Source organism: Campylobacter hominis ATCC BAA-381 (assembly GCF_000017585.1).
GTDB classification, from domain to species: domain Bacteria; phylum Campylobacterota; class Campylobacteria; order Campylobacterales; family Campylobacteraceae; genus Campylobacter_B; species Campylobacter_B hominis.
The window spans coordinates 694,305-708,497 of the sequence record NC_009714.1 but is presented as its reverse complement, the minus strand read 5'-3'; the positions used below and the strand labels follow the sequence as shown (position 1 = coordinate 708,497).

Sequence of the window (14,193 nt, the reverse complement as noted above, 5' to 3'; positions counted from 1 at the left end):
ATGAATTTTACGCTTAATAGAAAATAAAAATTTAAGCAGCCAAGTAAAACTGAAATTCAAACATTTCTTAAAATTTAAAAATCACTTAAAAATGCGATTATTACCGTCTTTTTTTATATCATCAAAAAGATCCAGATATTCCAAATATGCAATCAGAAATTTACGACTGATACCAAGTTCATCTTTCAGTACGCTGACATTTACAAAGCCACGTGAAGCAATAATTGAGCGCATTTTTTTGATTAGTTTCTGCAAATTTTGATCGGTTAAAAATACATTGTGCGTAATTCGCACGATTTTACCGGCTTTTGTAAGTTTCTTCATCGCATTGTCGCCACAGGTTCTATCTATTTCAAGCTCGTCGTAAATATTGTAAGGTGCAATCGGCGCGATACCGCCGCAACTTAAAATTTCAAAAATTTTATTTTCCAGACTTTGCGTAATTTCATCAAAATCGGCTCCGAATTTTATAAAAAGATTTCCGTTTTTTTGTAAAATTTTATCTTTTATAAGTTCGTTTAAAGTTAAATCACACAAAAACGGACTTGCCCATGAAATTTTTAAAGCTAAACTTTGTGCCGAAATAACCGCCCTATCATTCTTTGAAACGATAAAATTTATAAAATCCTTTAAATCGCCTACAGCGGCGCTTTTATCATAAATACAAAGCGAGCTTTCATCCGTTATGGCGTTTTTTAAATTTCGTGCGATTTTCAAAGCATTTTCATGCGTCATATCAAAGCGCTGAAATGACGAAATAAGACCAAATCCATGTTTGTGAGAAGATGATAAAATTTCAAAAACCTTAATGAAATTTTTATCTTTCAGCTCACATAAAAGAGCAATTTTTTGCGATTTTTTAAGCGGCTCGGTAACAGGATTTAGAATATCTCCTCCACCTATTACGCGAGAAGACGCTAAAACTACGAAATGTTCGTTAAATTTTACAAAAATTTCTTTTTCAAACTTAAAAGTTATAAATTTTTCATTTCCATTTTCGCTTAAAATAAGTGCTGTTGCAGCTATTTGACGCGAACCGACACAAAAAATGACATTTTGTTTATGAGAAATTTCACCGTAAAAAACGCAATCACACTCATTAAATCCGCGAAAAAAACCTTTTTTACTAAAAATCTGTCCTTTTTCAAGCTCCGAGGTTTTGGCATCCAAATTTATTGCTACACGGTTTGGTGAGCTTGCAATTTCGACATTTTCATCATGAATTTGAAGATTTTTTACAATAAAACTTTTATCCAAATCGCAGTTGTATATTTTCTCATTTTTTCGCAAAATTCCGCTTATAAGGCTTCCGGTAACAATTGTTCCGAAACCTTTTAAAGAAAAAACTCTATCTATATAATAATGCAAAATTTCGCTATCGACGCGTTTTATAGGTTCAATGGTAAATAAAAATTCGCGCAAACCGGAAACGCCGGACAAATCTTTAATACTTATAAAAAAACTTTTTAAAATCGTAAGATTTTTAAAATTTTTAACAAAATTTCTAACTTCATTTTCGACGTATTTTTGACGCACTGTATCCGTTAAATCGCATTTTGTAATACATAGCACAATTCTTGAAACCCCAAGAATTGATAAAATTTGCAAATGTTCTTTTGTTTGAGGCATAATTCCGTCATCGCTTGCTACGACTAAAAGCGTCGCATCAAACGCATAGGCCCCCGAAATCATTGTTTTGACCAAATTTTCGTGTCCTGGAACATCTATAAAAGCGATATTTTTATTTTTATTTTGTAAATGCGAAAAACTAAGATCTATAGTAATTTTGCGAACTTTTTCATTTGGATTTTGATCGCCTTCAAAACCGTTTAAAGCTTTTATTAAAGCTGTTTTTCCATGATCAATATGACCTGCTGTACCGATTATCAGACTATTCATGGAAAATATCCAAAATTTTATTTGCTAAAATTTTCAAATCTTTTTTAAAAATACTTCTAAAATCAAGTAAAAATTTTTCATTTTCGATTCTTCCTATAACGCCGTTTTTGCGAAATTTTTCTTCCAAAATTTCAGGTTTTATGCCGCCGAATGCAATCGCTACGCTTGGATAAGTTCTGCAAGCAAGACTCCCGCCGCCAACGAACGTTTCGGTTTTACAAATTTCAAATGAAATTTTATTTTCGCTTAAGATATGAGCCACAACTTCGACATTTTTGCGCAAATTCTGCTCACTTTCGTTTATCATGGAAATTGTAGGAATGAGCTCAAATTCTTTATTTATATAAGCTTTTATCGTCTCTGCCAAGAGTGAAAGAGTGATTTTATCAACTCTAAGCATTCTAAGAAGCTGATTTTTACGAAGTTTTGAAATAAGCTCGCGTGATCCTAAAATAATTCCTGCCTGTACCCCGCCAAAAAGTTTGTCTCCGCTAAAACTTATTAAACTAACTCCAGCGCGCAAAAGATCTGAAATTTTAGGCTCATCTTTTGTGAGATTGAAATTCAAATCATAGACAAAACCGCTTCCGATATCAAAATAATCTATAAGTCCGCGCTTTTTGGCAAGTTTTGAAATTTCATTCATATAAACATCGCCAGTAAAACCGCTGATAGCGAAATTTGAACGATGAACTTTCATCAAAAGCGCTGTATTTTCGCAAATCGCATTTTCATAATCCTGCAATTTTGTTTTGTTTGTAGTGCCTATTTCATGCAAGATGGCGCCCGAGTTTATCATAACTTCAGGAATTCGAAAACTTCCGCCGATTTCCACAAGCTCGCCGCGACTGACAACGCATTCTTTATTTTTACAAAAAGTATTAAGCACCAAAAATACAGCAGCTGCATTATTATTTACGACAAGTGCGTCAGGTGCGTCAAAAAGAAGTGAAAAAAGTTTTGCCGTATAATCATATCGATTGCCACGCTTACCGATATTTTGATCATATTCCAGATTTGTATAATTTTCCAAATTTTTACCGGCTCGATCTAAAATTTCAGGTGAAATCACGCTTCTTCCAAAATTTGTATGAATTACGATACCTGTGGCGTTTATTAAAGATTTTAACTCTAAATTTTTAAAATTTTCATACTCACGTGAAATTTCATCAAAAATTTCACTTTCATTTAAAAACTTTTCGCCTTTAATTGCTTTTTTTCGCTCTCTTTCTATGATTTCACGCGAAATTCGTAAAATTTCAGGTCTGAAACATTCACCGAATTTGTCCGAAATTTTATCTATTTTAGGGAATTTTATCATTACATTTTCCGTTTTTTTGGCGCTATTATAACAAAATTTTATTACTACTGATTTAATAAATTATTAAGATTATTATGATAAAATTGCAATTTCATTTTTAAATATGCGGATGTGGTGAAATTGGCAGACACGCCAGACTTAGGATCTGGTGCTTCACGGCGTGAAGGTTCAAGTCCTTTCATCCGCACCATTTTGTTCCGGATTAGCTCAGCGGTAGAGTAGGCGGCTGTTAACCGCTTGGTCGCTGGTTCGAATCCAGCATCCGGAGCCACTAAGAAAACTTTAAATCTACTTTCCCTATATATTATTATTCTACTAATCAAAATCTTTAAGAATTAGCTCCCTAATATTCCTAATAATTTTTATCAATAAGGAATATCTAATGACTAATAAAGATATTAAGAACATAGTTATATCAACTAAAGAACAAAGAATTAAATTATCTAATAACTTGATCTTAAGAGTTATAAAGTATAAAGATTTTTATCTGGGAACAACTGGGAAGATTACTAAAAAATTAGGCAGATTTCCTGATATGTCTTTAGATGAAGCTTTATACATAGCTAATAATTATGATTTATCATTAGCTAATATCTACTTTAAATATTTACAAACATACTCTACAACATTATCTAAAAAGACTATTAGTATTAAAAATAATCTTTTCTCATATCTTAAATCAATTTCTCATATACCTATTGATAAAATCACTAGATCTAATCTCATAAAAACATTATCTACTCCATACTCTCAAGGAAAATATGAAATAGTTAAAAGAAGTTATAATTTAATTAAAACCTTACATGATTATGCTAACATTCAAGGATTAATAGATTCTCCTAATCCTTTTACTATACCTATCTCTAAAATCTACTCTTTTCCTAAGACAATAGGATATTCTTGGATAGATGATATAGACTCATTAAAAGCCTTAATTGACTATATAATTACTAAACCTAACCTATCTATCGAAGTTCATTCTAGACTTGTTTTAAACCTATTCTTAGGCTTAAGAGCTATAAATATTTCCTCTTTAACTTCTAATCATCTCATTAGTAAAAATACTTTATACTTTAAAGCTAATGAGATGAAAACTAATAAAGATTTTTATCTAGGTATTACTCCTTTACTAGCTAAAGCAGTATCTAATTTACCTATTAAAACAATCTCTACAGAAAGTATTAATAAAGCTCTTAAAGATTTTAAACCTAAGAATATTAAAGGAAGTTTTAGATTTACTAATCACTCATTTAGAAAAGTATTAGCAACATTTTGTAGAAATTATGGTAAGTTTTCAGTAGATTATATAGATGCAACTTTATCTCATAAAGTAGGTAGTGTAATAACTAGAACTTATATGAAATCTAATGATATTAATATAACTAGAGAAGTTATTAGTTGGTATCAGGATTTCTTATTTAGTTTAGATAGTAGGTTAAAAGATTTACTTGTTAAAATATACTAAATAATATCATCTTCAGTAATTCTCTTAGTTATTGCAAAATCTTTATCATCTATTCTAACTATATAACTATTGTCATAGTTATCTTTATGTAATTGTTGATTATAATCAACTTTACACCAAGGTAATCCAGCTATTATACAGCTTCTCATTATCTTTTTCATCTACAAATAATATATTATCACTCCATTCCATTTCTTCAAATCTAGTCAATAGTTCTTTAAATGTCATTTTTTACTACTCCTTTATTTTATATCCACCATTTTTCATATACTTTAAATATTCAATAGCTTTATCATATTGTTTCTTTCTTAAAGAATATAATGCCATATCTAATAAGATACTCATAGCATCTTTTTCATTATCAAATTCATCCAAATCTTCTTTATTCCATATCTTATCAAAGATAGGATTTGCTTGCTAGAAAACCAAAAGATTTAAATGATGATATTGTAAAAAAATTTATGTTTGAAAAGGTGGTTTTGGTAACAGGAGCTGGTGGAACGATAGGAAGTGAAATTTGCAAACAATGTTTGAAATTTGGTGTAAAGCGTCTTATTATGCTTGATCACAGTGAATTTAACCTTTATAAAATAAATGAAATCACCAAAAGCAATAAGAAAAATGTTTTAAAGCTTTTAAGTGTTATTAATTTAAAAGATATTGAAGACGAAGTTTTTAAAGAGTTTGATATTGATATTGTTATTCATGCAGCAGCCTATAAGCATGTGCCTCTTTGTGAGTTTAACATAAAATCAGCCGTTAAAAACAATATTCTTGGTACAAAAAATATGATAGATTTAAGTAATAAATATAATATCAAGCGATTTGTTTTAATTTCAACAGATAAAGCCGTTCGTCCAACAAGTATAATGGGTACAACAAAGCGAATTTGTGAGCTTTATGCGCTAAATCAAAACTCAAAAACCGAATTTGTTGCAGTAAGATTTGGTAATGTTTTGGGAAGCAGTGGAAGTGTGATACCAAAATTTAAAGAACAAATTAAAAATGGTGAGAATTTAACTGTTACTCATCCTGATATAGTAAGATATTTTATGCTTGTAAGCGAGGCTTGTCAGCTTGTGCTTCAAGCCGCAAGTATTGCAAAAGGTGGTGAGCTTTTTGTTTTAGATATGGGAAAACAGGTTAAAATAGCTGATCTTGCTAAAAAGATGCTTGAACTTGCAAACAGAACTGATCTAAAGGTTGTATTTACAGGTCTTAGACCTGGTGAAAAACTCTATGAAGAACTTTTAATTGATGAAAATGACAAGCAGACCAAATTCGAATCTATTTTTGTAACAAATTCTAAAAAATATGACCTAAATTTATTGAATTTGCAAATTAATGAACTTTTAAATTTGGATGAAAAAGATATAGAGTCTAAACTTTGCGAAATAGTTCCTGAATTTTCTCACGCACTTAATAAAAAGGATTAGTATTTGATAATTAGAGAAATTGAAGAATTTAAACTAACAAAGTCTAAAATAAAAGCTTATCTTAGTTATATTTTCAGTCAAAATTTACCAAATTTTAGTGAAGATATAGATGAAGAAAAAATCTTAAAAAGTTGTAAAGATATCTCAGATGAACTTATGGGATATGATACTTTTTATATTTTAGATAAAAATGGCTATCAAATAAGTGATAATTTAGTTTTTTCTGTTAAGGGTGTAAAAAACACTTTTAAAGGTGAAGATAAAAGCACTAAGTCATATTATAAAAAGCTGTAAAAGAAAAAAAAGCTTATCTTTGTGAGCCATATCCTGACACTTTTGATAGCAAGCTTAAAGTTACTATGGCAGTTCCTATTTATTCGCAAAATAAGGAGCTTTTATACGTTGTTTGTTGTGATATTTTGCTTGAAGATATTTTATGAAGCAGCACAGCTTTTAAAAAACAGAAATGATCTTAAATTTATCTTTGTGGGAAATACTTACGAGGGAAATAAAAGCAGTGCCGATAAAAAATTTTTGGAAAATAAAAATTTGTGGAATTTATAGATAAAACATTTATAAAAGTTTATTATAATTTTGGCTTTAACTTAAAATTTAGGAGAAATGATGGGAGTATATGAATACGCTAAGATTGTTCATCTATTTTGTGCGATAATTTTCGTGGGATATCTATTTTTTGATGTTGTTGTTTTTAAAATGGCTTTAAAAAAAGTTGATAATCAAACTGGTGAAAAAATGAAAAAAGCTATCACTTCAAGTGGAGTGAAAATAATGCCATTTTGTGTTTTACTGCTACTTTTAACTGGTGGACTTATGATGACAAGATGGGTTGGAAGCAATGCTGGTGGATACTTTAACTCAAATTTACAGATATTTTTTATGATAAAAGTGCTTTTAGCATTTGTTATTTTTATCGCAGTTGCTACAAATTTAAGCTTTAAATTCATCCTTAAGCGCCCTAGCCCACTTGGAGATATACATCCTTTAGCGCTTATTTTATCGGCATTTATTGTTTTTTTAGCTGTATATTTTCAATATGCCGGATAAAAATTTGATGAGTTTTAAATTTAGATGCGAGTTTTATTAATTTTAATTCTCGTCACAGTTATATTTGGTCTTTTTTTGTTTTATTTTGTGTCTTTTAGGAAAGTAAAAGGCACAAAGTTAATTTTTTATCCAATAAAAATTTTCTCTTATTCACTTTCGCTTTTTATTTTTATACTTTTTACCTATGCTATTTATGATACAATCACTGAACCTCCTAGAATTTATCATGATAAATATATAAAATTAATTTTAGAAACACAAAAATACCAATTTTATGGTGCAACACTTAGAAATTTAGACTCAAAACATGGCAGAATTTACTCATACGAGGGTGAAATACAAATAAAATGTCTAGACAAAAATGATCCAAAATGCGAAAATGGATTTTTAAAACTAACGCCCGAAAAAGAAGAAGGCAAAAGATTTATTAAAGTTATTATACTCATAGGGGTAATGTTTTTCCCAATTTCACTTTTAGCGAATAAAGAAATAACTATTTATAATGGTAAAATTACGAAAAGCATGGAGTTTGGATTTTACAAAAAAAATTACACTATGAATTTAAAAGATATAACCATAAAAAAAGTAAAATCATGGTATGAGTTAATAGACAACTCAAATAACATGAAAATAACTATTTCAGTACCATATTCTAAAAAAGATTTAGATAAAATAGTTGGAATTATTCAAAGATTTCAAAATATTAAAAAATAAAATAAATCTCCAATTTTAGCCTATTTAAATCAAAATTTCGATAAAATATCGATTTTATGGAGAATAACTATGATAAATTTAAAACTAATAGAAACAAATTTTGATGAGTTTAATAAAAAACTCATCGCAAAAAAAGTAAGCAAAGAGGCATTAAAAGAGCTTTTAGCTGTTTATAACGACTTAAAAGCAAAAAAACTTGAGTTGGAAAATCTTCAAGCACTTCAAAACACAAAAAGTAAAGAAGTTGGCATAAAAGCAAGAAATGGTGAAGATATAACTGAACTTAAAAGTGAGCTTGAAGAAAATAAACAAAATATTCAAAAATTGCAAGAGATAGTAAATTCTATTCAAGAAAATCTAGATCAAAAAGCATCTCACATCCCAAACATAATAGATGATGATGTGCCTTTTGGAGAAGATGAAAACGAAAATGTTGAACTTAAAAAAGTTTTAGAAGTTCCTAATTTTACTTTTACTCCAAAACCTCATTATGAGCTTGGGGAAAAAAACAATAAAAGTAGATATAGAGGAATTTAAAAAGATATTTCCAGATATTAAAGAAATACTTTCAACTACTGAAACTAATCCATTCTTAGAAAAAAAAGTTATATTATCTCTTGCTTTAAAAGAATATAATTTTAATTATGATAAATTTACTTTTATAAAAGATGACATAGTTTATTTAGTAGATTTAGATAGATATAAAGCTGTTGCTTTAAATAGAGTACCTAATAATACTACACCTAACTCTCCTAATGGATCACTTACACCACCTATAGAACCTGCTCAATTAGATTTAAAGAAAGATTTAAATATTGACTTAGATGTTAATAATGTAATGGAAGAAACTATTTTTAAACCTTTGAGAGATAATTTAAAAGAAAAATATGATGTAGATTATTATGATAAAAATAAAAAAGTAGATGAAGAACAATTACACATAGATATTATAGATAAAGAAAAAGATTCTACAACTATTAAAGTAAGTGCTAAATATACTTGGATAGGTATGATGAAAACTGAAGAGGAAATTCAAAAAGAATTTTGGAGTAGCTTTTCAAGTAATAATATTCCTAAAAATATTGTCGAAAGTCTTCAAAATACTATTAAAGAAGCGTTATCTACTCCAATAGAAAAACATGATAGAGAATTTAGAATGAAATTCTATAAATATGCTCAATCTATGATAACTATAAAAGTACCTACTTATTTAATTACATATCTACAAAGAAAAGAAAAAGATCCTAATGGAATATACATAGAATATAAAGATATTTTAGGAATTAAAAAATTAGCTTATGTAGCTGATAAATACACTATAACAAGTGAAAAACTATTAGAAAGATTAAGTGCTGTATATCCTATAAAAGGATCTGAAATACCTAATGGTACTAAAAAACTAGGTGTAAAAGAACCTAAAGAGCATAAATATTGGAGATTAGCTTTAGAAAGAGCTAAATATAAGAGAAAATGGAAATTAAAATATTCTAAGAAAGAAAAAGAAGATAAAGATATTATAGAGCAACTTAATGATAGTGAAAATACTAAATATGCAGAGATTTATCAATGTGTTAATCTTCTTGGAGCTACTATAAAAGCTAATAGAAGTAATAGATTTTATGTACAGTATTTAAAAGCTGTTTTAAAGTATTTTGATAAATTATGTGATGGATTTAAACCATATAATGAAATTGAACCAGTTTATGGTGTAAGGAAACTGACAGAAGCAGAAAAAGCAGTTTATGAAAGATCTGGCACTTTACCAAATGGAGCATATCTTATAGGATATAAAACTTGTTACTATAGAGGGAGAACATAGAACTAGGTATGAGTATAGACCTATTTATGGAGTTAATTATTTAAAAGGATATAGAACTAAGTTTAAAACATTTAATACTCCATTATCAGCTAAAGAATATAAAAATAGACCTAATATAGCTTTTAGAATAGCTGGAGTAAAGAGATATGTAGCTAATAAAACATTTACAAAAGAATGTTTTACTGGAGTAGAACCTAATGCAAGTGGTTTATATCTTTATGTAAATGTTAAAGATTTTTCTAAATCTACTGTAGAAGAACAAAATCAAGGAATATATCACGGATATATTCAATATGGACTTAATCTAAGTATATTCTTTGAAGAATATAACTCTATTAATAAAAAACTTAAATTAGCTGGAATGAAAGTATTCGCTAGAACTACTACTTATTATTCTTTTTCTGATCCTTCTCCTATAATGCTTAGATTAGATATAAAAAAATATGAAAAAGAAAATGGTCATCAATGGTTTAATGATGGGAATATGACTATTAATGCTAGTTCTTTTGAATATACAAATACTAAAACTACTATAGAATGTATTAGGTAAAATATTAAATATTCTTTCTGATAGAGATATTAAAAAACAAAGTAATGATATGAATATGTTAGCTTCATTAGAATATGTTACTTATGAAATAGCTAGAGTAAACAATAATATGAATGCTAAAGATTCTAAAATTAAATTAGCAATGCAATCATTTATGGATAATGTTTTAAAACCTATTAATGATAAATGGTATGATAAAATAGGTAAATTATTTGCAGATTATAAAATATCTAAAGGTAAAACTTTTCAAGAAATCGATCCTAAAAAAGTAGGACATATTACATCATTAAAGAATATATTTAAAAATCTCTTTTTAATGTACAATGATAAAGATGCTCTAAATATATGGAGAGATTTAATGGCTGAAATATATCCTAATATATGGAGATATGGTGGTTCTATTCAGTCATTAATAGATGATTTTACAAAACCAGATGAATTTCAACGAAAAGCTCAAGAATTACAAGCTAAAAGTTCAAGAATAGATGCTTATAGAAATACTTTAAAATATCAACATAGCCAAGCTTTAAAAGAGATAATGAGTAAAGAATATTCTAAAGAAGAAGCTCAATCTTTTGGAAGAAGTATATTAGATACTGATCTAAGTGTTTTATCTATGGAAGAATTAAAAGAAGCTTTACAAGATCCTAAAGCTATGAGAGAAGCTTTATTTGATAAAGTAATTAAAGAAGCTAAAGAAACTTATAAAATAATTCCAGAAATGACTAAACATATAGATAAATATTTATCAATTAAAGCTATGGAATTAGCAGAATTTATGCTAACTGGTAAAAGTTTAGGTAATGGAATAGCTTTAAATGCTTACAGTATTTTAAATTTTGATGGATTAGATAAAGATAAAGTAATTACTTCTGGTTTTGATATATCTCAATCATTAATAGAAAATTATGATAAGTATATTACTTTACTAGCTTTAGAGAATATAAATAAAGGAGATTTTAATTTTCTAAAAGATACTTTTAATGATAGAAACGATGATGTAAAATATCTATTGAATACTCTTAAAAAGTATAAAGAACAATCAAGAGAAACTATTTTTAAATATAATCCTAGAAATGAATTAAAAGGATATTCTGCTGAAAACTATGAATCACAAGTTGATTTAAAAATAGATTATGTTAAAAATGCTGATAAATTAGCTTCTGAAGGATATATACTTGTAAATGAAAAATTAGACGATGGTAGAGGAATATTTCTTAATACTTGGAGTCCAGAAGTAAGTTACAATAGAACAGCTACAAGACTTATAAATAGTAATAGTAGAGGAACTACTTTTAAAGAAATATTAGAAATGGATATTGATAATTTCGGAGTAGATGAAGCTTCTCAAAGATTTAATGAGAAAACTGATAAGTTTAAAAATCAAGTATTTAAACAAAATTATGATTTATTATTTAAAGGAATAGATTATAGAAATAGAAATACTTTAGAATTAAATAACAATAATGAAAGTATAGTTCCTATTTATGCAGATTATGGTTATATTGATGATTTTAGATATGTAATGTCTAAAAAAAGTAAAGAAAAATACCTAGGTTTAGATAGAGATATTTTTGATACAGTAGGTTCAATGTATGGTATTATGGCTGATAAAGTATATTCTCAAGCACATAATAAACAAATTGCAGATTTAATCATTGAAGAATATGATAAAAGCTTTGATAAAACTAAACCACAAAGACCTATAGTTAGACTTTCTCCTAATTCTAAAGATCCTAAAATAAGAACTTTATATAGAATGATACCTTATGAAATGAGAGAAGAATTAAAAGCTTATTTTAAGAAAAATGATCCATTAAATGATAAAGAAAAAATAGAAATTCCTATTAGAGAAGATATGCTTGTTAGATTGTTTGGATTTAAGTCTTTAAGTATTACTAATAGTGAATTATATAAAAGCAGTAGAAATAGAGCAATGAAATTTACTTCTCAAATAGCAGAAGAAATATTAAAACTAGTTGCAATGAAAGATAAAGCTAAAATAGTTATTAAAACTCCAGCAGTATTTATGGGAAATATTATATCTAATGTTATGCAATGTGTTGTTCTTGGAGTTAATCCAATAGATAGTGTTAAGATGCAATTACAAGGTGTTAGATTTTTAAAAGATTATAGAAATGAAAGGGGTAAATTAATTAAATTGCAAATTAAAAAAGAAGCTGGGTATAATGTACAAGAAAGTATAGATGTAATAAAAGAGAATTTAAAAAAGAATCCAGTAACACCATTAATAGATGCTGGATTTTTACAAATATTGTTGAAGATCTGGAAACTAATGAAGATTCTAAATTAGAGAAATTTATTTTAAATAATACTTATGATAAGATGCCTTCAATACTACAAGATGTAATAGATATAACTAATATTAATAAAGGTACTAAAGCTTTTAAAGTATTACATGATATAACTCAATATTCAGATTTTGTAGCTAGATGGTGTGTATATCAAAATATGCTTAATCAAGGAATGAAATCAGAAGATATTATTCCAGTTCTTAGAGATAATTTTATAGACTATGATTTACCTACAAGTAAATGGATGAAGTTTTTACAAGATATAGGTGTATTTTATTTTATTAAATTTCCTACTAGAATGCAAAGAGTATTAAAAGAAAACTTAGAAAAACATCCATTAAATGTATTGCTTATGTTAGGAAGTACTGAATTAGCAGATCAAGCTTTTAACTTAGATATAGATAACTCTTATGAAGCTTTCTTACCTAGAAAAGCTGCTAATGGAGTTTTAGGAGCTTATGTAAATAATCCTATAGAACTTCTTGAAAATATGATGAATTTAGCATTTATGCCAGATGGTTTAGAGATATTAAGTGGTAAGGAAATTAAACTTTAATTATAAAAGACTAGATTTCATATCTAGTCTTTAAAATCCATCTAATTTATCTCTTATCCATTCATATACTCCATAAATGAATATAACTAATATTATAAAACCTAATAATATCTGCTTAGTGAATAAACTAAGTAATATTATTAAACCTATTCCAGTAAATCCTAGAAGTATTGCAATAATTGCTAAAAATATTTGTAACATTTAAGCCTTTTTTTAATTAATTTTTTGTATTGTAAAGTAGTTTAAGAACTACATAAGATGGTTTTTGGGAAAATTTAAGGAACATAAATTTTGAACCTTAAAGAGATGATTAGTAGTCTAAAACACTGATATATAGGCATTTAAGTAACCGCTTGGTCGCTGGTTCGAATCCAGCATCCGGAGCCACTGTTTTTTCAACACAATCAAATTTTAATCAATCATAAAAATATCAATAAAATACTTTCGAAATACATTTTAATACGCATTAAAGTAAAAATATTTATCTTTTTTGACTAAAATCATAACAAATTTTATTTTAAGGAGAAATAATGAGTAAAATTTTAGTGTCTTATGCTACAAAAGGTGGTGATACAAAGGAAGTTGCAGAGTTTATTGCCGATATTTTAAAAGCGGATGTAATTGAGGCGAAAAATCTTAATGAAAATGATTTAAACTCACATGATGGCTTTATTTTTGCCGCCTCTACACATGGTGACGGACAAATTTTTGCAAATTTTGACGATAAATTAGGACTTTTAAATCAAACCGATTTTAATGGAAGAAAAGTGGCTCTTGTCGGTGTAGGAAATCAAGAAAGACACGGAAATGACTTTTGTAGCGGGCTTAGCGCATTTTTGCCGGTGTTAAAAAAAGCAAAAATTATAGGTGCGACAGATGCAAACGGATATAAATTTAATTTTTCCCGTTCATTTATAAATGACAAATTTATCGGTCTTGTTGTTGATTTTAAAGGCGACAGCGATTGGAAAAGTCGTGCTGAAAAATGGGCCGAAAGCCTAAATTTCTAATTATTCTAATTAAAAATGGTGCTTTTGCACCATTTAAATATTT

12 protein-coding genes, 2 tRNA genes and 3 pseudogenes are annotated in these 14,193 nt (G+C 27.7%); 14 read left to right on the top strand and 3 right to left on the bottom strand.

Annotated features, from left to right (window positions below):
* Positions 1–81 precede the first annotated feature (81 nt).
* Positions 82–1,899: a selenocysteine-specific translation elongation factor gene (gene selB / locus CHAB381_RS03625; RefSeq protein WP_012108628.1), complete on the bottom strand. Its 1,818-nt coding sequence runs from the start codon at positions 1,897–1,899 to the stop codon at positions 82–84.
* Positions 1,892–3,220, bottom strand: coding sequence for an L-seryl-tRNA(Sec) selenium transferase (gene selA, locus CHAB381_RS03620; protein WP_012108627.1), 1,329 nt, complete (start codon positions 3,218–3,220; stop codon positions 1,892–1,894). The genes selB and selA overlap by 8 nt, the downstream gene beginning before the upstream one ends.
* A gap of 105 nt (positions 3,221–3,325) precedes the next feature.
* Between selA and CHAB381_RS03615 the strand changes: the two genes are divergently transcribed.
* From CHAB381_RS03615 to CHAB381_RS03605, 3 genes are all read left to right on the top strand, one after another.
* Positions 3,326–3,410 (top strand) — tRNA-Leu (locus CHAB381_RS03615).
* A gap of 6 nt (positions 3,411–3,416) precedes the next feature.
* Positions 3,417–3,491 (top strand) — tRNA-Asn (locus CHAB381_RS03610).
* Between the two features lie 111 nt (positions 3,492–3,602).
* A complete protein-coding gene (locus CHAB381_RS03605; RefSeq protein WP_012108626.1) occupies positions 3,603–4,685 on the top strand; it encodes a site-specific integrase in 1,083 nt (360 codons plus the stop codon).
* A 234-nt stretch (positions 4,686–4,919) separates the two neighbouring features.
* Here CHAB381_RS03605 and CHAB381_RS08705 read toward each other — a convergent pair whose 3' ends face one another.
* Positions 4,920–5,060 (bottom strand): hypothetical protein, encoded by a 141-nt coding sequence (locus CHAB381_RS08705; protein WP_012108625.1) that lies wholly within the window; start codon positions 5,058–5,060, stop codon positions 4,920–4,922.
* Between the two features lie 32 nt (positions 5,061–5,092).
* Here CHAB381_RS08705 and pglF point away from each other — a divergent pair.
* The 11 genes and pseudogenes from pglF to CHAB381_RS03555 all read left to right on the top strand — a co-directional run.
* Positions 5,093–6,121: pseudogene (gene pglF, locus CHAB381_RS03600) on the top strand (UDP-N-acetylglucosamine 4,6-dehydratase (configuration-retaining)); the annotation flags it as partial.
* 3 nt (positions 6,122–6,124) lie between these two features.
* Positions 6,125–6,415, top strand: a complete 291-nt coding sequence (locus CHAB381_RS03595) for a hypothetical protein (RefSeq protein ID WP_223429423.1) — start codon at positions 6,125–6,127, stop codon at positions 6,413–6,415.
* Between the two features lie 50 nt (positions 6,416–6,465).
* Positions 6,466–6,561: pseudogene (locus tag CHAB381_RS09220) on the top strand (PDC sensor domain-containing protein); the annotation flags it as partial.
* A complete protein-coding gene (locus tag CHAB381_RS08700) occupies positions 6,524–6,685 on the top strand; it encodes a galactosyltransferase (protein ID WP_012108623.1) in 162 nt (53 codons plus the stop codon). The pseudogene CHAB381_RS09220 and the gene CHAB381_RS08700, both read left to right, overlap by 38 nt.
* Before the next feature lie 57 nt (positions 6,686–6,742).
* A complete protein-coding gene (locus CHAB381_RS03590; protein ID WP_041570479.1) occupies positions 6,743–7,186 on the top strand; it encodes a copper resistance protein CopD in 444 nt (147 codons plus the stop codon).
* Between the two features lie 75 nt (positions 7,187–7,261).
* Positions 7,262–7,900: a hypothetical protein gene (locus tag CHAB381_RS03585; protein ID WP_172462799.1), complete on the top strand. Its 639-nt coding sequence runs from the start codon at positions 7,262–7,264 to the stop codon at positions 7,898–7,900.
* A 69-nt stretch (positions 7,901–7,969) separates the two neighbouring features.
* Positions 7,970–8,404 (top strand): annotated as a pseudogene (locus CHAB381_RS03580) (serine--tRNA ligase); the annotation flags it as partial.
* On the top strand, positions 8,391–9,719 hold the full coding sequence (locus CHAB381_RS03575; protein WP_147519022.1) for a hypothetical protein: 1,329 nt from the start codon (positions 8,391–8,393) through the stop codon (positions 9,717–9,719). The pseudogene CHAB381_RS03580 and the gene CHAB381_RS03575, both read left to right, overlap by 14 nt.
* A gap of 599 nt (positions 9,720–10,318) precedes the next feature.
* A complete protein-coding gene (locus CHAB381_RS03565) occupies positions 10,319–12,583 on the top strand; it encodes a hypothetical protein (protein WP_041570478.1) in 2,265 nt (754 codons plus the stop codon).
* A 32-nt stretch (positions 12,584–12,615) separates the two neighbouring features.
* Positions 12,616–13,140 (top strand): hypothetical protein, encoded by a 525-nt coding sequence (locus CHAB381_RS03560; protein WP_041570477.1) that lies wholly within the window; start codon positions 12,616–12,618, stop codon positions 13,138–13,140.
* A 530-nt stretch (positions 13,141–13,670) separates the two neighbouring features.
* Positions 13,671–14,150, top strand: coding sequence for a flavodoxin domain-containing protein (locus CHAB381_RS03555; RefSeq protein WP_012108615.1), 480 nt, complete (start codon positions 13,671–13,673; stop codon positions 14,148–14,150).
* Positions 14,151–14,193: the final 43 nt, after the last annotated feature.

What these genes read in the sequence shown, in the direction of transcription:
- selB (WP_012108628.1), bottom strand. Translation starts at nt 1,899, where the DNA reads ATGAATAGTCTGATAATCGGTACAGCAGGTCATATTGATCATGGAAAA.
- selA (WP_012108627.1), bottom strand. Translation starts at nt 3,220, where the DNA reads ATGATAAAATTCCCTAAAATAGATAAAATTTCGGACAAATTCGGTGAA.
- CHAB381_RS03605 (WP_012108626.1), top strand. Translation starts at nt 3,603, where the DNA reads ATGACTAATAAAGATATTAAGAACATAGTTATATCAACTAAAGAACAA.
- CHAB381_RS03590 (WP_041570479.1), top strand. Translation starts at nt 6,743, where the DNA reads ATGATGGGAGTATATGAATACGCTAAGATTGTTCATCTATTTTGTGCG.
- CHAB381_RS03575 (WP_147519022.1), top strand. Translation starts at nt 8,391, where the DNA reads ATGAGCTTGGGGAAAAAAACAATAAAAGTAGATATAGAGGAATTTAAA.
- CHAB381_RS03565 (WP_041570478.1), top strand. Translation starts at nt 10,319, where the DNA reads ATGAATATGTTAGCTTCATTAGAATATGTTACTTATGAAATAGCTAGA.
- CHAB381_RS03560 (WP_041570477.1), top strand. Translation starts at nt 12,616, where the DNA reads ATGCCTTCAATACTACAAGATGTAATAGATATAACTAATATTAATAAA.
- CHAB381_RS03555 (WP_012108615.1), top strand. Translation starts at nt 13,671, where the DNA reads ATGAGTAAAATTTTAGTGTCTTATGCTACAAAAGGTGGTGATACAAAG.